This window comes from Eubacterium ramulus ATCC 29099 (assembly GCF_000469345.1).
In the GTDB taxonomy this organism is placed as follows: Bacteria; Bacillota; Clostridia; order Lachnospirales; family Lachnospiraceae; genus Eubacterium_I; species Eubacterium_I ramulus.
Genome location: NZ_KI271169.1, coordinates 55,998 through 80,366, shown reverse-complemented (window position 1 = coordinate 80,366; position 24,369 = coordinate 55,998). Strand labels below are relative to the sequence as shown.

The 24,369-nt window shown below is 43.1% G+C and carries 24 protein-coding genes; all 24 read right to left on the bottom strand.

The window, feature by feature from the left end; translation table 11 throughout:
* Positions 1-784, bottom strand: a 784-nt coding sequence (locus HMPREF0373_RS12720) for a ribonuclease HII (protein WP_021740151.1), incomplete at its 3' end; no start/stop codon positions are given.
* Positions 784-1,635 (bottom strand): ribosome biogenesis GTPase YlqF, encoded by an 852-nt coding sequence (gene ylqF / locus HMPREF0373_RS12715; protein ID WP_021740150.1) that lies wholly within the window; start codon positions 1,633-1,635, stop codon positions 784-786. The genes HMPREF0373_RS12720 and ylqF, both read right to left, overlap by 1 nt.
* Before the next feature lie 19 nt (positions 1,636-1,654).
* Complete coding sequence (gene lepB / locus HMPREF0373_RS12710) at positions 1,655-2,239, bottom strand: signal peptidase I (RefSeq protein ID WP_336302453.1); 585 nt, start codon at positions 2,237-2,239, stop codon at positions 1,655-1,657.
* Between the two features lie 157 nt (positions 2,240-2,396).
* Positions 2,397-2,750 carry a 50S ribosomal protein L19 gene (gene rplS, locus HMPREF0373_RS12705; protein ID WP_021740148.1) on the bottom strand — a complete coding sequence of 118 codons (354 nt, stop codon included), beginning with the start codon at positions 2,748-2,750 and terminating at the stop codon, positions 2,397-2,399.
* A 193-nt stretch (positions 2,751-2,943) separates the two neighbouring features.
* Complete coding sequence (gene trmD / locus HMPREF0373_RS12700) at positions 2,944-3,675, bottom strand: tRNA (guanosine(37)-N1)-methyltransferase TrmD (RefSeq protein ID WP_021740147.1); 732 nt, start codon at positions 3,673-3,675, stop codon at positions 2,944-2,946.
* Positions 3,676-3,678: 3 nt separating this feature from the next.
* The gene (rimM, locus tag HMPREF0373_RS12695) at positions 3,679-4,188 is read right to left on the bottom strand and encodes a ribosome maturation factor RimM (protein WP_081695270.1); all 510 of its coding nucleotides are present in this window, start codon (positions 4,186-4,188) and stop codon (positions 3,679-3,681) included.
* 54 nt (positions 4,189-4,242) lie between these two features.
* Entirely contained in the window at positions 4,243-4,473 is a 231-nt protein-coding gene (locus HMPREF0373_RS12690) for a KH domain-containing protein (RefSeq protein WP_021740145.1), read from the bottom strand.
* Positions 4,474-4,494: 21 nt separating this feature from the next.
* Positions 4,495-4,740 carry a 30S ribosomal protein S16 gene (gene rpsP / locus HMPREF0373_RS12685; protein WP_021740144.1) on the bottom strand — a complete coding sequence of 82 codons (246 nt, stop codon included), beginning with the start codon at positions 4,738-4,740 and terminating at the stop codon, positions 4,495-4,497.
* Positions 4,741-4,791: 51 nt separating this feature from the next.
* On the bottom strand, positions 4,792-6,147 hold the full coding sequence (gene ffh / locus HMPREF0373_RS12680) for a signal recognition particle protein (RefSeq protein WP_021740143.1): 1,356 nt from the start codon (positions 6,145-6,147) through the stop codon (positions 4,792-4,794).
* A 2-nt stretch (positions 6,148-6,149) separates the two neighbouring features.
* Positions 6,150-6,494, bottom strand: coding sequence for a YlxM family DNA-binding protein (ylxM, locus tag HMPREF0373_RS12675; RefSeq protein WP_022036325.1), 345 nt, complete (start codon positions 6,492-6,494; stop codon positions 6,150-6,152).
* A 267-nt stretch (positions 6,495-6,761) separates the two neighbouring features.
* Positions 6,762-8,159 (bottom strand): glycine--tRNA ligase, encoded by a 1,398-nt coding sequence (locus HMPREF0373_RS12670; protein ID WP_022036326.1) that lies wholly within the window; start codon positions 8,157-8,159, stop codon positions 6,762-6,764.
* Between the two features lie 45 nt (positions 8,160-8,204).
* Entirely contained in the window at positions 8,205-8,825 is a 621-nt protein-coding gene (locus tag HMPREF0373_RS12665; RefSeq protein WP_021740140.1) for a hypothetical protein, read from the bottom strand.
* Between the two features lie 169 nt (positions 8,826-8,994).
* Positions 8,995-9,726 carry a DNA repair protein RecO gene (recO, locus tag HMPREF0373_RS12660; RefSeq protein WP_021740139.1) on the bottom strand — a complete coding sequence of 244 codons (732 nt, stop codon included), beginning with the start codon at positions 9,724-9,726 and terminating at the stop codon, positions 8,995-8,997.
* Positions 9,665-9,856, bottom strand: coding sequence for a hypothetical protein (locus tag HMPREF0373_RS12655; protein ID WP_022036329.1), 192 nt, complete (start codon positions 9,854-9,856; stop codon positions 9,665-9,667). The genes recO and HMPREF0373_RS12655 overlap by 62 nt, the downstream gene beginning before the upstream one ends.
* Before the next feature lie 58 nt (positions 9,857-9,914).
* Positions 9,915-10,817: a GTPase Era gene (era, locus tag HMPREF0373_RS12650; protein WP_021740138.1), complete on the bottom strand. Its 903-nt coding sequence runs from the start codon at positions 10,815-10,817 to the stop codon at positions 9,915-9,917.
* Between the two features lie 13 nt (positions 10,818-10,830).
* Complete coding sequence (locus HMPREF0373_RS12645) at positions 10,831-13,752, bottom strand: insulinase family protein (RefSeq protein ID WP_049946844.1); 2,922 nt, start codon at positions 13,750-13,752, stop codon at positions 10,831-10,833.
* Positions 13,753-13,965: 213 nt separating this feature from the next.
* On the bottom strand, positions 13,966-14,169 hold the full coding sequence (locus tag HMPREF0373_RS12640) for a cold shock domain-containing protein (RefSeq protein WP_021740136.1): 204 nt from the start codon (positions 14,167-14,169) through the stop codon (positions 13,966-13,968).
* 381 nt (positions 14,170-14,550) lie between these two features.
* Positions 14,551-15,789 carry a dicarboxylate/amino acid:cation symporter gene (locus HMPREF0373_RS12635; RefSeq protein ID WP_021740134.1) on the bottom strand — a complete coding sequence of 413 codons (1,239 nt, stop codon included), beginning with the start codon at positions 15,787-15,789 and terminating at the stop codon, positions 14,551-14,553.
* Positions 15,790-16,008: 219 nt separating this feature from the next.
* Positions 16,009-16,908: a mechanosensitive ion channel family protein gene (locus tag HMPREF0373_RS12630; RefSeq protein WP_021740133.1), complete on the bottom strand. Its 900-nt coding sequence runs from the start codon at positions 16,906-16,908 to the stop codon at positions 16,009-16,011.
* Between the two features lie 26 nt (positions 16,909-16,934).
* On the bottom strand, positions 16,935-18,176 hold the full coding sequence (locus tag HMPREF0373_RS12625; RefSeq protein ID WP_021740132.1) for a DUF1015 domain-containing protein: 1,242 nt from the start codon (positions 18,174-18,176) through the stop codon (positions 16,935-16,937).
* A 79-nt stretch (positions 18,177-18,255) separates the two neighbouring features.
* On the bottom strand, positions 18,256-19,419 hold the full coding sequence (locus HMPREF0373_RS12620; protein WP_021740131.1) for a phosphoglycerate dehydrogenase: 1,164 nt from the start codon (positions 19,417-19,419) through the stop codon (positions 18,256-18,258).
* Between the two features lie 97 nt (positions 19,420-19,516).
* Positions 19,517-20,602: a 3-phosphoserine/phosphohydroxythreonine transaminase gene (gene serC / locus HMPREF0373_RS12615; RefSeq protein ID WP_021740130.1), complete on the bottom strand. Its 1,086-nt coding sequence runs from the start codon at positions 20,600-20,602 to the stop codon at positions 19,517-19,519.
* 374 nt (positions 20,603-20,976) lie between these two features.
* A complete protein-coding gene (gene ilvB / locus HMPREF0373_RS12610) occupies positions 20,977-22,656 on the bottom strand; it encodes a biosynthetic-type acetolactate synthase large subunit (RefSeq protein ID WP_021740129.1) in 1,680 nt (559 codons plus the stop codon).
* A gap of 42 nt (positions 22,657-22,698) precedes the next feature.
* A complete protein-coding gene (gene ilvD, locus HMPREF0373_RS12605) occupies positions 22,699-24,366 on the bottom strand; it encodes a dihydroxy-acid dehydratase (protein ID WP_021740128.1) in 1,668 nt (555 codons plus the stop codon).
* Positions 24,367-24,369 lie beyond the last annotated feature (3 nt).

Sequence of the window (24,369 nt, the reverse complement as noted above, 5' to 3'; positions counted from 1 at the left end):
CAGAAGTGGGAGTCTTCTCGACTGAGATAAAATTATGTATAAAACTCCGCCTGTGAATCGGTGTCGCACCGTATTTTTTCAGTGCATCAATATGAGCTGCAGATCCATATCCCTTATTAGATGCAAAACCATATTCCGGCATCACTTTATCATATTCCACCATCAGCCGGTCTCTGGTCACCTTCGCAATGATGCTGGCAGCACCGATGGAAATACTCTTAGCATCCCCTTTGATGATCGGCACCTGATGGATCTCCACCTGTGGAATTGTTACAGCATCATTTAATAGCAGATCCGGCTGCGGATCCAGTTTGCTGATAGCTTCCCGCATTGCTTCATAAGTTGCCTGCAGAATATTGATCTCATCGATCCGGGCCGGAGATGCCATTCCAATACCAGTGGCAACTGACCGTTCCATGATTACATCGTACAGTTCTTCTCTCTTTTTCTCACTGAGTTTTTTAGAATCGTTGATATATAAAATATTGCAGTCTTTTGGCAGGATTACCGCACCGGCCACCACTGGGCCAGCCAGAGGTCCTCGTCCTACCTCATCGATTCCACAGATTAATGCATAATCTGCGTATTTGCGCTCATAAACCTTCAATGCTTCTATACGCAATATTTCTTTTTCATACTTTTCCTGCCGCTTCTGTGCCTGGGCCAGCATCGTTCTGACTCCGGCACGCTCATCTGCGGCATATCTTCGGATAAATTCCGACAATTCTGTATCCGCCGTTGCTTTTAATTCTTCTTTGATTTCACCGATTTTCCGCACTTCCATTATTCTGCCTCCGGTAATTCCAGGGTGATCCGACCGAGACGTCCGGAGCGAAAATCATCAACAACAAGCGCAGCAGCTTTGCTGTAATCAATCTCATTTCCACGTTGCACACAGCCGCGTTTCTGTGCAATTGCCTCCAGAAGTTCCACCGGACGTTCCACAGTTTCCTCCACTTCATAACGAGCCGCCAGTGTCCCAGCATAGTTTTCTTTCAGATAAGAAATCAATTCCAGTGAAAGTTCATCAATATTCAGGATTTCATCTTTGATGGAGCCGATCAGAGCCAGACGAAGCCCTACCATCTGATCGTCAAACTTCGGCCAGAGGATACCCGGTGTATCCAACAGTTCCACATCCTTATTGAGGCGGATCCACTGTTTTCCTTTTGTCACACCCGGTTTATTTCCAGTTTTCGCGCATGCTTTTCCAGCAAAAGTATTGATAAAAGTAGACTTTCCTACGTTCGGAATTCCCACAACCATAGCGCGCACCGGACGGTTTTTAATACCTCTGCGACGGTCACGCTCGATTTTTTCTTTACATGCTTCCAGAATCACATTCTGTATTTCTTTCATACTATTTCGTCGGCGAGCATCCAGCTTTACCACATAAAATCCTTTTTCTTTAAAATAAGAAGCCCAGGTCTCGTTTTTCCGCTCATCAGACAAATCTGATTTATTCAGCAGAATCAGTCGTGCTTTATTTTTCCCAAGCTCATCAATATCCGGATTCCGACTACTGAGAGGGATTCTCGCATCTACCAGCTCAATGACCAGATCGATCAGTTTTATATCTTCCTGCATCTGACGTTTTGCTTTTGTCATATGCCCCGGGTACCATTGAAAATTCATATCTTTTTCCTTCTTTCTCTTACCGGATCCTTCCCATTTTCTTAAACGGACGAACCACAAACCATGCTTTTCCCTTGATATATTCTTTTTTAATATTTCCTATATTTGCATAACGGCTATCTTCACTGCTGTTTCGGTTGTCACCCAGGACAAAATATTCATCCTCACCAACTGTGATCTCTTCTTCTGCCACACCTGCATTTTTGATGGTATCTGTATCTTCCGTATCATATAGTTCCCCATTGACATACAGCAGACCACTTTTAATCTGCACCTTATCTCCCGGAACACCGATCACACGTTTTACATAATAGTGACTCTTTTCATTGCCATTTGGCAAAAAAACGATCACATCGCCGGACTTTGGACTCTTAACATTATAAATAAACCGGTTTACCAGTATCTGACTGCCATCTGATACGGTAGACTCCATAGAATTTCCCACCATAGTCACTCTCATTCCCGCACAATACACCAGCACAAATGCCACCAGTAACACGATCAGAATCTCCACTGCCCATGCAGCTGCACTCTTCGCCGTAGACAACTTCATTTTTCTGCGCTTTCTCCGGAAATTCAGACCGCTGGTTCGAAATAACATCATCATTTTCCTCCCTTTCATAACATGCATCCCTATTGTACCAGAAAAGAGATTTGTTTGATAGAAAATTCAACATAATTTCCTATCAAACGAAAAAATCCCCTGAAGATGCATACACATCAACTCAGGGGATTATCATCATTCAGCATTCAAAAGCGAATTATTTTACTAACTCTTTAACTTTAGCTTTCTTACCTACACGGTCTCTCAGGTAGTAAAGTTTTGCACGTCTTACTTTACCGTAACGAACGATTTCAACTTTCTCTACGTTCGGAGAGTGTAATGGCCATGTCTTCTCTACGCCTACACCGTTGGAGAATTTACGAACTGTAAATGTCTCACGGTTGCTTCCGCCCTGTTTCTTTAATACAGTACCCTCGAAAACCTGAATTCTTTCGCGGTTACCCTCTTTGATTTTTGCAGATACACGAACAGTATCTCCTACGGAAAACTCCGGTACTTCAGCTTTCAGCTGCTCAGCTTCGATGCTTTTGATAATTTCATTTGCGTTCATTTTTGTGACCTCCTGTTATTTGGATGTTCTTAATACATAATGTAGCAGAGGACCATCTCTTTTTTAATTCACAACGTATGATAGTTTACCATACTTATTTATAAAAATCAACATAAAATACTGCTTTTACATTGTATTTTTGACAATTCATTCGTGGACAGTAAAAAAAGTAAGTAAAGCGGATGTACACACTCTATTTTTTCAGTTGCTTTAGAATCTGCTTTACATCTGCCCGCGAGAGTTCTGCTTCCTCCAGCAATTCCGGCCGGTTGCGCAGCGTCCGCTGCACAGACTGCTCATGTCGCCAGCTTTCAATCTTTTTATGATCTCCGGAAAGCAGTACCTGCGGCACTTCCTTTCCGTTCCAGTTCGCCGGACGGCTATACTGCGGATATTCCAACAGACCGCCTTCTAATGATTCCGTAGATCCGGATTCCTCATTGGTCAGCACACCCGGAACCATTCTGGAAATTGCGTCCACCATAACCATGGCAGGAAGTTCCCCGCCGGTCAGCACATAATCACCAATGGACACATAATCTGTCACGATTTCCTCCAACACACGTTCATCCACGCCTTCATAATGCCCGCACAAAAAGATCAGATCTTCTTCTCTTGCATATTCCTTTGCCATCCCCTGTGCAAACACCTGTCCCTGCGGCGTCAGATACACACAGCGCGGTTCATAGCCCACCTGCGCCACGATACTCTTCCATGCATCGTAAATGGGCTGTGCCTGCATAACCATTCCAGCTCCTCCGCCATAAGGATAATCGTCAACCTTTTTATGACGATCCTTGGTAAAATCCCGGATATTGATCACATTTATTTCAATCAGATTCTGCTCTACAGCATTTCCGATAATACTCGTATTCAGTCCCTGCATCACCATCTCAGGAAACAATGTTAAAATATGAAATCTCATTGACTAATCCCTCAATCCAGGCATCAGATATACTGTCATCACCATCTGTTCCATGTCAATATCCCGAATGCAATCCTTGATTGCAGGAAGCAGAAGCTGTGATGCACCATCCTGCTCTACTACATAGACATCATTGGCTCCGGTCTGAAGCACATCGGTCAATGTTCCCAGTTCTTCTCCTTCCGTGGAAACCACACGCATACCGATCATATCTGCGATAAAATATTCATCTTTCTGCAGCTTCACAGCATTTTCCCGTGTCACATACAAGCTTTTCCCACGAAACCGTTCCACTTCATTAATATTCTGAAACTCTTTGAACTTCAGAATCACCATCTGTTTAAAAAATTTCACCTGGCAGATATGAAGTGTCATTCGTTCTTTACCGGTATCTAAAATAACCTCTTTTAATTTCTTAAAACGCTTCACATCATCCGTGGTAGGAAATACTTTGACCTCCCCGGCAATTCCATGTGTGCTTGAAATCACACCTACCTGTAAAAATTCTTCCATGTTCTCCCTTTCAAAAAAAGGGACATAGTTTAACACCATGTCCCTTATCGCCTTTTACTGTACGATCTCTACGATAACTTTTTTGTCCTCGCGAGATGCAGCAGCTTTCACAACAGAACGGATTGCTTTCGCAATTCTGCCCTGCTTACCGATCACTTTTCCCATGTCGGCCTGTGCAACATGCAGCTCCAGAACGGTTGCCCGGTCTTTCTCTGTCTCTGTCACAGTAACTTCTTCAGGATTGTCGACTAGTGATTTTGCAATTACTTCTACTAATTCTTTCATCACGTTTCCCTCACTAATCTATTATTTCTCGATACCAGCTGTTTTTAAAATTTTCTCAACTGTCTGTGTAGGCTGTGCTCCGTTTGCTAACCATTTTTTAGCTGCTTCTTCGTCTACGCGGATCTCAGACGGCTCTTTTGTCGGATCATAATATCCAATCTCATCGATGAATCTACCATCTCTCGGGCTTCTGGAATCTGCTACTACGATTCTATAAAAAGGAGCTTTTTTCTGTCCCATTCTTCTTAATCTGATTTTAACTGCCATGTCATTTCACCTCCTCAATTTTCTACTTCACTGCGCATACGCGCTATATGGTTAAAAAGGAAACTTGAAATTTCCAAATTTACCGCCACGTTTACCTTTGCCCATCATACCGGGCATCTGTTTCATCATCTTGCGAGCCTGCTCAAATTGCTTTACCAGACGGTTTACTTCGCTGATATCCACACCGGCACCTGCCGCAATTCGACGTTTTCTGCTTGGATTGATCAGATTTGGATCCCCACGCTCCGCCGGAGTCATGGAATAGATGATTGCTTCAATACGCGCCATCTTCTTCTCATCCATCGCATCTTCAATCTGCTTCATCTGTGCGCCGCCAATTCCCGGCATCATACTCAGGACATTCGCAAAACCGCCCATCTTCTTCATCTGACTCATAGAATCCAGATAGTCATTGAATGTGAACTCTGCTTTTCGGAAACGTTTTTCCATCTCTGCAGCTTTCTCATCATCCATCTCTGCCTGCGCCTTCTCGATCAGAGTAAGTACATCACCCATTCCAAGGATTCGGGAAGCCATTCGCTCCGGATAAAACTGTTCCAGGTCAGAAAGCTTTTCTCCCATACCAGCATACAGAATCGGTTTTCCGGTTACCGCACGGATAGAAAGTGCGGCACCACCTCTGGTATCGCCATCTAATTTCGTGAGGATCACTCCATCAATTCCGATTTTCTCATCAAAGGTGCTTGCTACATTGACTGCATCCTGACCAGTCATAGCATCTACTACCAGAACCGTCTGCGCTACATCCACATTTTCTTTAATCTCAATCAGCTCATCCATCATATCTTCATCTACATGAAGACGACCAGCCGTATCGAGAATGACAACATTATTACCGTTTTTTGCCGCATGCTCTACCGCTGCTTTTGCAATATTGACCGGTTTATGTCCGTCGCCCATGGTAAATACTTCCACACCCTGTTTTTCACCGTTAACCTGTAACTGCTGGATCGCAGCCGGACGATAAACGTCGCAGGCAACCAGAAGTGGTTTCTTTCCTTTGAGTTTGAATTTCCCTGCAAGTTTTGCAGTTGTTGTCGTTTTACCAGCACCCTGCAGACCAACCATCATAATGATCGTCGTTGCCTGTCCCGGACGAAGTTTTAACTCTGTTGTCTCGGAACCCATCATTTTGATCATCTCTTCGTTTACGATCTTAATGACCATCTGTCCCGGATTCAGACCATTCATTACGTCTGCACCAATCGCACGTTCCTGTACAGATTTCACAAACTGCTTCACCACTTTAAAGTTTACATCTGCTTCCAGCAACGCCATCTTAACTTCTTTCAGGGCAGCTTTCACATCTGCCTCTGTCAGCCGGCCCTTGCTGCGCAGGTTTTTAAATACATTTTGCAGTTTTTCGGATAAGCTGTCAAATGCCATACTTATAATTCCTCCAAAATCCGTCCGGAAATCTGATTGATTTCCTCCATTGTCTGTGCAATACAGTCCTTGTTATAATGAAGTGACAGATCACGAATCTTTGAAACATCTTCTTTTGTCTTCCAGAAGCGTTCTACCAGATGAAGTTTTTCTTCATATCCGGCAAGGATCTTATCACATCGCTTTACCAGATCATGTACACCCTGACGGCTGATTCCGAGTTCCTCAGCAATCTCACTCAATGACATATCATTGAGTACAACATCTTCATATACACGTTTCTGATGCTCTGTGAGCAATTCTCCATAAAAATCATACAAAAAGACCTGACGTCCAATTTTCTCCATGTCAATCACCTTTGCTAGATTATCACACTTATTTTTTCCTGTCAAGTATTTTTTCTTTACACTTCAAAACTTTTTTCTGACACTCTGCATAATTTCTCAAGGAAGTATGCTATCACACCCTTATGCGTTTAAAAGCATCAATAGCACATATTTCTTTTTTAATAAGAACAGCCCTTAGGAACGGTTGACCACCATTCATAAGGGCTGCAATATCATAGTAAAGCGGACATTCGCAATCCGCTTTCGCTACTTGCTCATGAACACACGTTAGAATGTAAACTTGTCTGCGAAATAAGCATCCAGTTCAGCAATCGGAATGCGAACCTGTTCCATCGTATCACGGTCACGGACAGTAACTGCATGATCTTCTTCGGAATCAAAATCGTATGTAACACAGAACGGTGTACCGATCTCATCCTGGCGACGATAACGTTTACCAATGTTTCCTCTGTCATCAAACTCACAGTTGTATTTTTTGCAAAGCTGCTCAAATACTTTCTCAGCGCCGTCATTTAATTTCTTGGATAACGGAAGGACACCAATCTTAACCGGAGCCAGTGCCGGATGAAAATGAAGAACGGTTCTTACATCCGGTTTCTCCTCTGTTCCGATGTTTTCTTCATCATATGCACCACACAGGAATGCAAGCACCACGCGGTCTGCACCGAGAGACGGTTCAATAACGTATGGGATATATTTTGTATTTTTCTGGTCATCAAAGTACGTCAGATCCTGACCGGATGTATTTTGATGCTGAGTCAGATCATAATCGGTACGGTCTGCAATCCCCCAGAGTTCCCCCCATCCAAACGGGAATAAAAACTCAATATCACTAGTTGCTTTACTGTAGAAGGATAACTCCTCCTGATCATGATCGCGGACACGCATCTCTTCTTCTTTCATTCCAAGAGATTTCAGCCAGTTGATACAGAAGTTTCTCCAATAATCAAACCACTCCAGATCGGTATCCGGCTCGCAGAAGAACTCAAGCTCCATCTGTTCGAACTCTCTGGTACGGAATGTAAAGTTACCCGGTGTGATCTCATTACGGAAAGATTTACCAATCTGTCCGATACCAAACGGGATTTTCTTTCTGGATGTACGCTGTACATTTTTGAAGTTTACGAAAATGCCCTGTGCTGTCTCCGGACGAAGATATACGGTATTTTTTGCATCCTCTGTAACACCCTGAAATGTCTTGAACATCAGGTTGAACTGACGGATATCTGTAAAATTATGTTTGCCACAGGTCGGACACGGTACATTGTTATCCGTGATAAAGTTTTTCATCTCTTCCTGTGTCCATCCATCTACGGAACCCTTTAATTCAATGTGGTTTTCCTCAGCAAAATCCTCAATGATCTTATCTGCACGAAAACGCTCATGGCACTCTTTACAATCCATCAGCGGATCAGAAAACCCGCCAAGATGTCCGGATGCCACCCATGTCTGCGGATTCATCAGGATTGCACAATCAACACCTACGTTGTACGGACTCTCCTGGATAAATTTCTGCCACCATGCTTTTTTTACATTGTTCTTCAGTTCTACACCAAGATTACCATAATCCCATGTATTTGCAAGTCCACCGTAAATCTCAGATCCCGGATATACAAATCCTCTGGATTTTGCCAGTGCCACAATTTTCTCCATTGTCTTTTCCATTATATGTCCTCTTTCTTCCATTTATTTTGAAGTATCCTTCAATTCCTATTGATATAGTACATAAACCAGTACCGCTTCGTCTGTATCCTGCTTCTTCTGTGTGACATTTACCTGTTTCTCTGATGTCACTTCAGTTCCATCTGCGGATACATATACAATTTTTCCCGGAACGATCAGATCTGAATTTGCTTTTACGATCAGCACCTTCAAATCATCCTCTTTCAGCAACGTGGATCCTTTCACGGATTTCTTGTCTGCCTTGCCTTCTGTCACCGGATAAAAATCCAGATCAAAATCATAGCCGGCAGCCTGTGCTTCCACAATACTTCCGGAAAAGCACTCAACACCTGAAAAATCACTGAATGTCTCTGCATCTTCATATTGCAGAGTAAGATATGCCTTTTTCTCTTCTACTTTTGAATCTGTCACAGAAACAGATTTCTTTCCATGTTCCTGTGTATATGCCTCCACAGCTTTCTGCACGTAAGTATTGAGTTCTTCCTCGTCATAATAGGACTGATCAAAAGATTCTACGGCTGCTTCCAGAACTTTGCCGCTTTTCTGTAATGCGATCGTATTCTCCTGCACATCCAGTTTAGCTCCGCATGCTCCAAGCAGCACACTCATACCGATGCAACAGCCAAGCGCCGCCATTCTTTTTTTCATCTCTTATCCTCCAGCTTCAGGTTCAAGAATGCCCTGTTTCTATGCTATTCTGTACTCTCTGTAAAGCAGAACATTCATTCTGTCCACAGTCCAAGAATCACTGCACATTCATACTACTTTACATCAATTTCTAAATTATAACGGTTTACGCCTCTGATTGCAAGTATTCCTAAGATAAAAAAACAGGGGTCTTCAATTCTTTTTCCACATACTGTCTCATATAATACTGAATCAGCTTTGTTACCTGTCCAAGAACTTCCTCCGTAACAGTAAAGGTGTACAGCTTTTCCACCGGTGCTGTCACTATGTACTGCATCGTATATAACGCTGCTTCATCCAGCGGATATTTCACGGGACCCGGCTGACATTCCCTGCACATGACACCGTTACTTTTTTCATCAAAGCACCAAAGCTGTTCCCGGCTGCCACAGGAAGTACATGCAAACACATTCGGATATACACCAAAATACACCAGTGTCTTCAGTTCATAGATCACCCGCACCAGTTTCGGTGACAAAGACGGTACATTGAGTGCCCGCAATGTCTGATATACCAGTTTCAGCTGATTGATACAGTCGTTGTTTTCCTGGCAGAAATAGTCTGCCAGTTCCAGAAAGTAACAACCATAATACGTCTTATCCAGATCCATGGCAAGTTCCCGGAAGTAATTACTGATCTCCGCCTTCACCACCGTATAGGAACTGCGTCCCTCATAGGCCTCAAACGTACCAAAGCAAAACAGGTTCGTTGCCGCCTGCAAGGAACTTTTCGGTCTTCTGGCTCCCCGGGCAAAAGCAGTGATTTTTCCGCGTTCCCGGGTTAATATTGTAATTCTCTTATCATATTCTCCCACCGGCATCGTATTCAGGATCATTCCTGTCAGAATGCAAGTCTGCCCCATAAATCATTCCACTTCTTCCCTGGCTGTCGGTCTCATAGTCTGCATATTTTCCAATACTGCTGCGACAGTAAGTCAGATAATCAGAAACCCGTCCGCTTTTTTCAAAACTCAGCCATTTTTTATCTTCCATTGCATACTCCCCCTTATCTCTTCTCCAGATACTGTTAGAGTATGCAGTCTGTTACGGATTATTCGTTGATGTTATATCCAAAATTTTTCATCTGGATATCGCTGTCACGCCAGCCTTTACGCACTTTTACCCAGAGACGCAGGTTGACTTTGCCTTCCAGCAGTTTTTCAATTTCAAAACGGGCATTACTTCCAATCTTTTTCAGCATCGCTCCACCTTTTCCGATGATGATTCCCTTATGAGAATCCCGCTCACAGATAATGGTAGCCTCAATATCCGTAATTCCGTTCTTTCTCTGTTTCATGGACTCAATCGTTACCGCAATACCGTGTGGGATTTCCTCGTCCAGTGCATGCAGCGCTTTCTCACGGATGATCTCTGCCACGATCTGACGCTCCGGCTGATCAGTCACAGTATCTTCATCGTAAAACATCGGACCATACGGCAGATATTTAAAAATCATATCAATGATCGTATCTGTATTATCCCCATGCAGCGCAGATGCCGGAATAATCTCAGCAAAATCCAGAAGTTTGCGGTATGCATCGATAAACAGCAATACTTCTTCTTTTTTTACTGTATCCGTCTTGTTGATGACCAGGATCACAGGCAGATTGGATTTGCGCAGCTGCTCTGCAATATGCTGCTCACCGGCACCAATAAAAGTGCTCGGTTCTACCAGCCATACAATCACATCCACATCCTGTAACGTACGCTCCGCAACAGTCACCATATATTCACCCAGTTTGTTTTTTGCTTTGTGAATACCCGGTGTATCCAGAAATACGATCTGCCCCCGGTCTGTGTCTGTATACACAGTCTGGATCCGATTTCTTGTGGTCTGTGGTTTTTTAGATGTAATGGCGATTTTCTGACCGATCAGCTGATTCATCAATGTAGATTTACCTACATTCGGTCTGCCAATCAGTGTCACAAAACCTGATTTAAAATTTGCATTCATATGTTATCTCCTTTTACAACGTTTCTAATACATCAAACAGGTCTGATTCTTCCTGCAATTTTCCTTCATTTCCGATGGCACAGATATAGCTGTGATTCAATGCTGTCTGCATAACATCTGCAAGATCTTTGATATCCTGCGGACGTGTGTGCAGTGCCTGCTGCCGCTCTTCCTGGATCATCTCGTAAGTTACACCGGTCAGATAAGAAAGCAGTGATCTTCTGCCCTGGCTTAACGGTGTCAGCGGAGCGTCCAGTTCACTGAAAGCACCAATGACAAAGCGGGTCATACCACGCTCATCTATCTCAAAATTTTTCAAATACTCCGGCACACCACGATACACATCCAAAGTACGTCCCAGATTCGGATCACGGTAAGACAAAAAGCATACGTCCCCGTTTCTGCCTATATTTGTGCTGCATCCATAAGCACCGCCCTTGACACGGATATTCTGCCACAGATACTCATAATTCATGATTACTCTAAACACACGCATAGAACCGTTGTAGGAAGCTCCTCCCTTTGCAAAATTACCCGCCAGAGACACATACTGAATCTGGGAAGCGTCCAGAAATCCTTCATTCTTCTGTTCCGGCAGGGAGATTTCCACATGTTCCTTTGCTGTATCCGCATACAATCCTTCGGTAAGCTGTACAGACAACTCCTTGAGTGCTGCGTATCCGGCTGCATCACTGGTGACACTGACCAGAAGATTTTGTGATTGAAAGATCAGACTGCATACTTCCTGCATTTTTTCCATCAGTTTCTGCTTTTCTGTCTCATATGCTGCCACAATCCGGTCAAGGCTTTCATAAAATCCGATACCCTGAATGCTGTCTGCATATTTTGCCCGCTTTGAATAATAAGATAATGCCCTTGTCGCAGAAACCACATTACCGCTGTCACTGAGTTCATTGCGAAGTCTGGATTTAACCTGTGCCAGCACCTCATAAATACGTTTTTCATCTGTGAACTGTGTAGAAAGCATCATACTTCGGATCAATTCCACGCCACGGCTGAGATTGGATTTCAGTGTCTTCAGACGGACTTCATATTTTACCTGATAGCAGTCTGCCCGCTGCACATCTCCTGTGACATTTACTTCATTGGAAATACCTCCGGTATACAGATTGACTTCATCCGTAAAATCTGTATAGCTGTAATCCGATGTATTTAATTTACCCATCAGTATTTTCAAAATGCCAAGATACGGAATCAGTTCCTCAGAAATATGATGTGCATCAAACAGCAGATCCAGATATACAATACCATTCGTCTGATACTCATGCCACAGATACGGAATACCATTGATCGTTTCTTCCGCATTCTTATAAGGTTCACTTGTCTGCTTCATATCCTCACGGGAAAGCAGCGGAATGGTCTCAAGCTGTTCCTTGGTAGATGGCTCTTCCTCATATATTTCCAGTGCCTTCGTCTCTTCTACAAGTTTGTCAATCTCCTCTTTGCTCAGAGACGCTTTATATGCCTGCAGTTTTTCTTTTAATGCCTGTTCCCGTTTACCGGTCAGGCCAACCTCCGGAACAACACGGACAAGTGCATTATGTGTATTATCCAGAAAATATTTCTGGATCAACTGTTCAAAATAATCCGTTTCCAGTTGTTTTCGCAGATAATCGTAAACACCCAGTTCTTCTATATGAAGGAATGGTGCATTCTCATCATACAGCCAGCTGTCCATGATCTGCAGGCCAAACATCAGTCCTTTTGGGAAACGTCCAAAATCTGCCTCACGGAACTTAAACTCCGAACCGTTAATAGCAGCCAGCAATGTCTTTTTGTTAATTCCGTTCTCCACCTGCTCCTGCAGCACCTTACGGATGATCTGGACGAAACGCTTCTGATCGGAAGCATTGGCATGTTTTGCAACAATCGAGAAAACCGGCTGATAGCTGCTGCTGTCATAACCACCATAGATATCCGTGCCGATCCCCGCATCCAGCAGAGCCTGTTTGATCGGTGCACCCTGGGTACTGAGCAGAGCATAATCCAGAATATCAAACGCAATATACTGCTCTCTGTTCAGATTGTTTCCAACCGCCCAGTTGCAGGACAGATACGTATTGTTTTCTGTACTGTCTGTACTGGAGATAGAATATGGAATCTCATGTTCCACCGGTTCTGTAAAAGGTGCCTGCTCCGGAATCGCAGAATCCACATTGATTCTGTCATAATTGCTTAAATATTCCTGATCCAACCACTTCAGTTTTTCCACCACATCCATATCACCATACAGATAGATCCAGGAATTGGATGGATGATAATACTGACGATGGAAATCCAGATACGCCTCGTAAGTCAGCTCCGGAATCACCTGCGGATCTCCGCCGGACTCATTGCTGTATGGAGTATCCGGGAATAAGGAGCGTAAAATCTCACGATCCAGCACACCATCTGCAGAAGAAAAGGCGCCTTTCATCTCATTGTATACAACACCGTTCAGCGTCAGCTCGTCTTCCGGACTGTTCAATTCATAATGCCAGCCCTCCTGACGGAAGATGTTCTGTTCCTTATAAATGTTCGGTGAAAATACACTGTCCAGATAAACATCCATCAGATTCTGAAAATCTTTGTCATTGCAGCTTGCCACCGGATAAATGGTTTTATCCGGATAAGTCATTGCATTTAAAAATGTATTGAGAGAGCCTTTTACCAACTCAATAAAAGGATCCTTCACCGGGAATTTTTTACTGCCGCATAATACGGTATGCTCAATGATATGCGGTACACCGGTGCTGTCCTTTGGCGGTGTGCGGAATGCGATATAAAATACTTTATTGACATCTTCATTCGACATAACACAGATACGTGCACCACTCTTTTTGTGCACCAGCAATATGCCGTCTGAATGAATGTCATCCAGTCTTTTCTCCTCTCTGATTTCATAAGCGTTTAACTGACTCAATTCTGGTTTCAAATATCGTTTCCTCCATTTTCTTCTGTCTTCTGACAGACTGTCTTTTCTATAATATACTTTGCTGTAGTTTTTCCAGTATCTCTTATTCTTACACACTTTCCTCCAAAAGTAAAGAGACAGCAGACATATCACATTTTGTCTGCTGTCTTCTCATTCAAAAAGGGCTGTCCTAATGGACAGCCCCTTGGGGTCATATTCATTTATCTAAATAAATTAACCAAGGCGTGTAACGTTTGCAGCCTGTGGCCCTTTATCACCTTCGATCACTTCAAATTCAACAGCTTCCCCATCTTTCAGCTCTTTGAATCCATCCATGTTCAGTGCGGAGAAATGAACGAAAATATCATTTCCTTCTGCATCTGAAATAAATCCATAACCCTTTTTTGCATTAAACCATTTTACAGTTCCCTGTTGCATAAAATACTTCCTCCTAAAACATGCGCACAATCTGTGCAAAATTGACAACTTAAACGTATCACACTTCAATATTTTTGTCAAGAAAATACGAAAAATCTGTTATTTATTTATTCACAATAAACGAATCATATGCTCTTTTTCTGTAATATTGAATATTTCTTTCTAAATTTCTGCAAAATAACCCTGTTTTCTTCAGTTTTATCTCAGTCGAGAAGACTCCCACTTCTGCAAGTGGTGAGTAATAACAAGTCTTTCTCAGTGGGAGTACAATCTCCAACTGAGATAAACGCTCCGCGAGGATGTGCGGTGATTCTGAAAAGAATATGTCAGCTTTCGCTGACCAGAATCACGCACCAAGTCTCACGTGCGTTCGACTTGAACTTATGGCTGTACTTTTTTTGCTCTGCGCTGTTCTTTCTTAGATTCCTGATTGGAAACAATAATACAGCAGCTTGCATCTCCGGTAATATTGACAGTAGTACGCCCCATATCAAAAATACGATCCACACCAGCTACCAGTGCAATGCCGTCTACCGGAAGTCCTACGGAAGTCAGCACCATTGCCAACATGACCATCCCGGAACCCGGAACGCCTGCGGTACCAATGGATGCCAATGTTGCCGTCAGAATAATGGTCATCATCTGCGGTAATGTCAGATGAATACCGTAACAAGATGCAATGAAAATTGCACATACGCCCTGATAGATTGCAGTTCCATCCATATTGATGGTAGCTCCCAATGGAAGTACAAAGGAAGATACTTCTTTTTTTGCACCAAGTTTCTCCACACACTCCATGTTGATTGGGAGTGTTCCTACCGAAGATGCACTAGAAAAAGCGAACATGATCGCCGGAAGCATTTCTTTGAAGAATTTTGCCGGACTTATGCCTCCCATAGTTTTCACTGCAACAGAGTATACTACAACTGCATGTAAGATATAACAAATGTACGCTGCAAGCAATACCATAGCCAAAGAACCAATGATTGCTGCACCATTACTTGCAACTACCGGACAAAGCAGACAGAATACACCGATTGGAGACAATTTCAGAATCATCTCCATACATTTCATGAAAATTTCATTGATGTTATTGCATGCTTTAACAATCCCAATATTTTTCTCACCAAGTTTAATAATGGAAAATCCAAGCAACAGGGCAATGACAATAACCTGCAGCATATTAGATTCCACCATCGGACTGATAAAGTTAGATGGAAAAATATTTACAATCGTATCCATGACAGATGTTTTTTCCGGCATCTCATAAGCCAGATCTGTGGTTGCGATCACCGGAAAGAAACGCTGAAAAATATTTCCACCAATCAAACCGATCGTAATTGCAAATGCTGTGGTGCACATGTAGTAGAGCACTGTTTTTAATCCAATCGTACCTACTTTTTTAATATCCTTCATAGATATGATTCCACACATAATAGAAAATAATACAATCGGAACTACAATAAATTTCAATAAATTCAGGAAAATCGTACCAAATGGTTTGATATAATTTTCCGTAAAGGCTGCCTGACTTTGCATTAGCAAACCTACAACGATTGCCAGGATCAATGCAATAAAAATCTGCATTGCCAATGGCAGTTTTTTCTTTTGTTTATTCATCTCCCACTTTCCCTTTCAGATACGTATTTTTTGAAATATCCTCTATACAATTTTACTTTGTCAAAAGATATCTCCACTTATCAATAACGAAAGTTTTTATCATGTCATTGATAAACACATTGTCATTAACAATACCATATTTCAACCACATTTTCCACAACAATTTTCTTCCATTTTATCTTGAAGTTTATTCATTTTATATTGAAATAACCGCTTCTTTTATGATTTTACAGAAACCGAAACCTGCGGAAATGGAATTTCAATCTGATGTTCATCCAAGGCATATTTTACGTTTTCCGTGATACGCCATCTGGTTTCCCAGTAATCCTCTGTCTTTACCCAGACGCGGATCCCGATAACAACAGCGCTGTCACCGAGACTGTCTACAAAAACATGATATGGTTCTTCGTTTGTCATACAGTTTTTTTCCTGCTCCAACACATCCGAAATCACTTGTTTTGCAAGTCGGATATCCGCATCGTAAGAAATGCCGACGGTAATATCGATACGTCGTTTATTCTGCTGTGTCAGGTTTGTCAGACTGGAATTGGACAGACTGCCATTTGGCAGGACAACCGTTTTGTTATCAACCGTAAGCAGCTTTGTATAACATAGCTGAATTTCCGAAACAGTTCCTTCGTTTCCGTGAGTATCCTCACAGATATAATCCCCCACTTTAAACGGTTTTAAAATCAGGATCAGAACACCACCGGCAAAATTGGAAAGAGTTCCCTGCAACGCCAGGCCGACAGACAATCCGACAGAACCAATGACTGCGATCACTGAACTTGCAGTTATACCGAATTTACCAAGTACCAGCATGATCAGTACAAAATGCAATCCCACATTACACATATTATCCAGAAACTGTTTGACCCCTTCATCCCAGTTGGTTTTATTTAAAAATTTGCGGATAAATTTCCGTACCAGTTTAATTACTTTTCGTCCCACTAACAGAACGATAATCGCGATGACCAGTTTCACCAGAAAGTCCAGCACTGTCGGAAAGGAATCCTCAAAGTACTTCACAATCGTGTCCCAGGACCAGAAGGTCACATTGTCCGTTACCACATCCGTTACTTCATCCGTCAGATTCTGTGCTAATATAAATCTAAGCATACATTTGCTCCAGTTCTTTCTATATTTTACTCATTCAGAAGATGGATAAATAATCCGCTTCTTAATTTTGGTTCAAACCAGGTTGATTTTGGCGGCATCAAAAGTCCTGCATCTGCCACTGCAAACAATTCCCCAATGGAGGTCGGATACATGGCAAATGCCGCTTTTGCATCTTCATGGCAGCGTTTTTCCAGCTCTTTTGTTCCACGGATACCACCGACAAAATCAATCCGCGGATCTGTCTTAGGATCTGTAATACCAAGTACCGGTGTCAACATCAGATTCTGTAATAAAGAAACGTCCAGCCCCTTCACCGGATCTTCACTCTGATCTTCCGGGCGGACTTTACAGGTATACCACCGCTCCTTCAAATACATGGAAAATGTTCCTTTCTCTTGTGGATGCTTGTCTTTTGCAATCAACTCGGAAACTTCAAAAATCTCCTTTATTTTCTGTAAAAATGCGTCCTCTGTCATGCCGTTTAAGTCTTTCACTACACGATTGTAATCAAGGATCTTTAATTCACTCTCCGGGAATAATACAGACAGGAAGAAATTGAATTCTTCTTCCCCGGTATACCCCGGATGCTCATTTCTTCTTTTTTCTCCTACTTTTACGGCAGAAGCAGCCCGATGATGACCATCTGCGATATAAAGCTGGTCAATATCCGCAAATGCCTTTCGGATTGCTGCAATATCCCCTGCTTCCCCGATTACCCATACTCTGTGACGAATGCCATCCGGAGAAGTAAAATCATATTCCACATCCTGTGTTTTTATTTTATTTACAATGGCTGTGATTGCTGCATTATCACGGTATGCAAGAAAGATAGGGCCGGTCTGTGCATCACAGATATCCACGTGACGAATACGATCCAGTTCCTTCTCTGCACGGGTATTCTCATGCTTTTTGATTACATTATTCTCATAATCATCAATGGATGCGCATGCGGTAATACCAGTCTGAGTCCGCCCGTTCATGGTCAGCTCATAGATATAGTAACAAGATTTTTTATCTCTGATAAAATCCCCCTTTGCTATCATATCCCATAACATATCGTGTGCTTTCTGATAGACCTCCGGTGCATAAATATCCACAGAATCATCAAACTGTGTCTCAGCACGGTCGATTTTCAGAAAAGATTCCGGCTCACGCAATACTTCCTCTTTTGCTTCTTTGCGATTATATACATCATATGGTAACGCTGCAATTTTTGCTGCTTTCTCTCTGCATGGGCGCACACATGCAAATGGTCTGATCTCTGCCATTTTTAATGTCTCCTTTGAAATAACAATAGCGTGGAAACAGAGCTGTACTCCCTGTTCCCACGCTGACTCAATGATCCTTTTATTTGATCACTCTTACTTTTAATACACCGTCAATTGCAGCCAGTTTTTCAACAACATCTGCAGTTGCCGGAGCATCCAGATCCAGAAGTGAATAAGCATAGTCATTGCGGCTCTTGTTTGTCATGTCAGCAATATTGACACCTGCTTCACCTAATACAGATGAATACTGACCAATCATGTTCTTGATGTTTTTATGCAGAATTGCTATTCTCGCAGCACCTGTGCATACACCCATGTTACAATCCGGATAATTTACAGAATGTGTAATATTTCCATTCTCAATATAATCAATCACTTCCTGTACAGCCATTACTGCACAGTTGTCCTCAGATTCTGCAGTAGATGCGCCAAGATGTGGGATTACAATGCAATTCTCCACGCCTGCTGTAGTCGGATTCGGGAAATCTACGACATATTTACGTACTTTTCCGGCTTTTAAAGCCTCCACCATAGCAGCTTCATCTACTAACGTATCACGCGCGAAATTTAGAACGATTACATTCGCTTTCATCATTGCGATTGCTTCTTTACTGATCATTCCTTTTGTAGAATCCAGAAGTGGTACATGAATCGTGATGAAATCACACTCTTTATAAATATCTTCTACTGCCAGCACATGTTTTACTTTTGTAGAAACATTCCATGCTGCATTGACAGACAGATACGGATCATAACCAAGCACATCCATGCCCAGTGCTACCGCCGCATTGGCAACCTGCACACCGATGGCTCCAAGTCCGATGACACCAAGTTTTTTCCCTTTGATTTCAGTTCCTGCAAATGCTTTTTTTGCTTTCTCGGCAGCTTTTGCAATTCCTGCATCTTCTTTGTTCTCTTTTACCCAGTCGATACCGCCTGTGATATCACGGCTTGCAAGAAGCATACCGGCAATCACCAGCTCTTTTACACCGTTTGCGTTTGCACCTGGTGTATTGAATACGACAATTCCCTGTTCTGCGCATTTATCCAGCGGGATATTGTTGACACCTGCACCTGCACGGGCTACGGCCAGCAGTGGTTTGGGAAGTTCCATATCATGCATAGCTGCACTGCGCACCAATGCAACTTCTGCCGCATTGAAATCATCTGTTTTCTCATAAGTATCCGGGAATAATTCCAGACCGCAGGCTGCGATCGGATTTAAACAATGAAACTGAACCATTTTTGTTTCCTCTTTTCTTCAACTTTTTCAACTCATTTTTTTGACTGAGACATCTCGCCTTCCCAGTCAGCTATTGCCTTTCGGCTACACACTTTTTTTACTTTGTGTTCTCAGCTTCGAATTTCTTCATAAACTCAACCAATGCAATAACGCCCTCTTTTGGCATAGCATTGTAGATGGAAGCACGCATACCACCAACCGTTCTGTGTCCTTTTAAGTTCTCCAGGCCTGCCGCTTTTGCTTCTGCAACAAATTTTGCATCCAGTTCTTTGTCACCTGTTACAAACGGAACATTCATCAGAGAACGATCTTCTTTGCGAACGGTACCTTTGAACAGTTTACTGTTATCAAGGAAATCATACAAAATTGCTGCTTTCTCCTCGTTGCGTTTCTTCATTGCTTCCAGACCACCAAGATTTTTGATCCATTTGAATACTTTACCACAGATGTAGATGCCATAGCATGGCGGTGTATTGTACATGGAACCCTTGTCAGCCTGTGTTTTGTATTTCATCAGAGTCGGGACATACTCCGGCAGATCATCGCGGATCAGATCTTCGCGGATGATAACGATCTGTACACCGGCAGGTCCGATATTTTTCTGTACGCCACCCCAGATCACACCATATTTTTCTACGTCCATCGGCTCAGACAGGAAGCAGGAAGATACATCTGCTACCAGGATTTTTCCTTTGGTATTTGGCAATTCATGATATACTGTTCCATAAATCGTATTATTCTGGCAAATGTATACATAATCTGCATCATCATCAATCGGAAGATCGGAGCAATCCGGAATATAAGTAAATGTCTCATCTTCGGAAGAAGCAATCTTTACCGCTTTTCCGTATTTCTTTCCTTCTTCATACGCTTTCTTTGCCCACTGACCTGTCACGATATAATCAGCTACACCGTTTTTCATCAGGTTCATCGGAACTGCGGAAAACTGTAATGCGCCACCACCCTGCAAAAATAATACTTTGTAGTTATCCGGGATATGTAATAAATCCCTTAAATCTGCTTCAGCTTCATCAATGATTTCCTGAAACATGGAGGAACGATGACTCATTTCCATAACAGACATACCGCATCCACGGTAATCAAGCATCTCCTCCTGTGCCTCTTTCAGCACTTCTACCGGTAATACTGCCGGTCCAGCTGAGAAATTGTAAACTCTGCTCATTTTAAAACCTCCTGGATTTTTCCTGCCTCAGCAGGATTTTTTATACACATACCAGGTGGCAAAGAGATTACTCTCCCTGTACAGTGCCACCCGGATGCGTCTTTTCATCTCAGTCAGAGAAAATTACACATCTCCGGCTGAGACAAATGCACTTTTTATAACGCACAATGATTCTGAACTGTTAAACCAGTTCAAGTCGAACGCACGTGAGACTTGGTGCGTATTCTGGTCAGCAAAAGCTGACATATTCTTCTCAGAATCACTGCACATCCTCGCGGAGCGTTTATCTCAGTCGGAGATTGTACTCCCACTGAGAAAGACTTGTTATTACTCACCACTTGCAGAAGTGGGAGTCTCAACTCAGACTGAGATGATTATCTGTTCCTCAGATCAGACTCATCAAATGCTTCGCTGATCGGTGCACCGGGTGCTACCATTGGCCAGACATTATCATCACTGTCAATGATACAATCGATAAGTACCGGTGTCTTCATTTCCAGTGCTTTTGCCAGTTCTTCAGCAAACGCTTCCTGTGACGTTGCACGCATGCCTGTGGCTCCCATAGCCTCAGCAAGTTTTACGAAATCCACACCATCATTTAAGATCGTATTGGAATAACGTTTCTCATAAAATAATCCCTGCCACTGATGTACCATGCCAAGCACCTGATTATTGATCACGATCTGGATCAGTGGCAGCTGCTGACGGACTGCTGTCGCAATCTCATTCATATTCATACGAAAACATCCGTCTCCGGCAATATTGATGACCTGTTTTTCCGGATTTGCAACCTGTGCGCCGATTGCTGCACCAAGACCATATCCCATGGTACCAAGGCCGCCGGAGGTCAGTAATGTACGCGGTTTCGAATACTTATAATACTGCGCCGCCCACATCTGGTGCTGTCCCACTTCTGTAACAATGATAGCATCACCCTTTGTCTGGCGATAAATTTCCTCCATAACAAACGGTCCGGATAATCCTTCTTTTTTGTAGGTTAACGGATATTTTTCCTTAAATTCACTAATATGCTGCATCCATTCTGTGTGCTCCTGCTGTTCTAACAGATGGTTCACACGTTTCAGGATTTCCTTGATATCTCCGATCACACTGGCATCCGTCTGGATATTTTTGTTGATCTCCGCCGGATCCACATCAAACTGCAGAATCTTCGCATTGCTCGCAAATCGTTTTGCATCACCAATGACACGGTCACTGAAACGGACACCAACGGCGATCAACAGATCGCATTCGCTTACACCATAGTTGGAAGCTTTTGTACCATGCATTCCGAGCATTCCGCTGTATCGGTCATTGGTTCCGTCAAATGCCCCTTTTCCCATCAGGGAATCACATACCGGTGCATCCACTCTCTCTGCAAATTTTGCAAGTTCTTCACTTGCTCCGGAAATAACTGTACCGCCTCCTACAAAGATATACGGTTTTTTCGCATCACGGATCATGGCTGCTGCCCGCTCCAGATCAGCTTCAGTCATTTTATCGATCTTGCGTGCAACCGGTGGAATCTGCTGAAATTCAAATTCCGTTGTGGCTGCAGTAACATCCTTTGGAATATCTACCAGCACAGGTCCCGGACGCCCGGTCTGGGCAATCCGAAATGCACGGCGGATCACATCAGCAAGTTTGTTAATATCTTTTACAATAAAATTATGCTTTGTGATCGGTGTCGTGATACCTGCGATATCAATCTCCTGAAAACTGTCCTTTCCAAGCAATGGCACACCTACATTACAGGTAATAGCCACCATTGGAACAGAATCCATGTATGCGGTTGCGATACCGGTTACCAGATTTGTTGCACCCGGTCCGGAAGTAGCCAGACACACACCGACTTTACCGGTGGAACGGGCATATCCATCCGCAGCATGGGAAGCTCCCTGTTCATGGGACGTAAGCACATGGTGAATTTCATCGCTATGTTTGTATAGTTCATCGTAAACGTTTAAAATTGCTCCGCCCGGATAACCGAACACGGTATCCACGCCCTGCTCTTTTAAGCATTCGATAACAACCTGTGATCCTGTCAACTGCATATGCTTTTGTTCCTCTTTTCTATCTAATCTTAACTTCTGATCTTATTTACTTGTCTTCAGAATAGCACCTGTATTTCCAGATGTAACCATGGAAGCGTAACGTGCCAGATATCCTGTTGTGATCTTTGGCTCACGCGGCTGCCATTTTGCTTTTCTTGCTTCCATTTCTTCGTCAGTAATATCTACATTCAACGTATTCTCCGGAATGTTGATCTTGATAATATCGCCTTCCTCTACGAACGCAATCGGACCGCCGACTGCTGCTTCCGGTGATACATGTCCGATAGAAGCTCCTCTGGATGCTCCGGAGAAACGTCCGTCTGTGATCAGAGCTACGGAAGAACCAAGACCCATACCTGCGATCGCAGATGTCGGATTCAGCATCTCACGCATACCCGGACCACCTTTCGGTCCCTCATAACGGATAACAACCACGTCGCCTTCCACGATCTTTCCGCCTTTGATTGCTGCAATTGCATCTTCCTCACAATCAAATACGCGTGCCGGTCCTTCATGTACCATCATTTCCGGTACAACTGCGGAACGTTTTACAACTGCGGAATCCGGTGCAAGGTTACCTTTCAGTACAGCAATTCCGCCTGTCTTACTGTACGGATTTTCAACCGGACGGATAACTTCCGGATTCTTATTTACAACACCCTGAATATTTTCAGCGATTGTCTTTCCTGTGACTGTCATACAGCTTGTATCCAGCAGACCGATTTTGTTTAACTCAGACATAACTGCGGACACACCGCCTGCCTCGTTTAAGTCCTCCATGTAAGTTGGACCTGCCGGTGCAAGGTGGCAGAGATTTGGTGTCTTCTCACTCAGTGCATTTGCAATATCAAGATCAATATCTACACCGGCCTCATGTGCAATTGCCGGGAGATGAAGCATGGAGTTCGTGGAACATCCAAGTGCCATATCCATAGTTAATGCATTCATAAATGCTGCTTTTGTCATAATATCACGCGGACGGATATCTCTCTTTAACAGTTCCATAACTGCCATACCTGCATGTTTTGCAAGTTTAATTCTCTCAGAATATACTGCCGGGATAGTTCCGTTTCCCGGAAGTCCCATACCGATTGCTTCGGTCAGGCAGTTCATAGAGTTTGCTGTGTACATACCGGAACAAGAACCACAGGTCGGGCATACTTTTTCTTCATACTCTCTTACTTCGTCTTCTGTCATAGTACCTGCTGCGTAAGAACCGACTGCCTCAAACATGGAAGAAAGACTTCTTTTTTTACCATGAATATGACCGGCCAGCATCGGACCGCCACTTACGAATACGGTTGGGATATTCAGTCTTGCTGCTGCCATCAGAAGTCCCGGCACGTTTTTATCGCAGTTCGGAACCATAACCAGTGCATCAAACTGATGTGCCATTGCCATACACTCTGTGGAATCTGCGATCAGATCACGGGTTACCAGAGAATATTTCATTCCTGTATGACCCATGGCGATACCATCACATACTGCAATAGCCGGGAAGACAATCGGTGTACCACCCGCCATTGCGACACCCATTTTTACAGCTTCTACGATTTTATCCAGATTCATATGACCTGGTACAATCTCATTGTAGGAGCTTACAATACCTACTAATGGTCTGTCTAACTCTTCCTTGGTATAACCAAGTGCATTGAATAAAGATCTGTGAGGTGCCTGCTGCATCCCTTTTGTAACATTGTCACTTCTCATTTT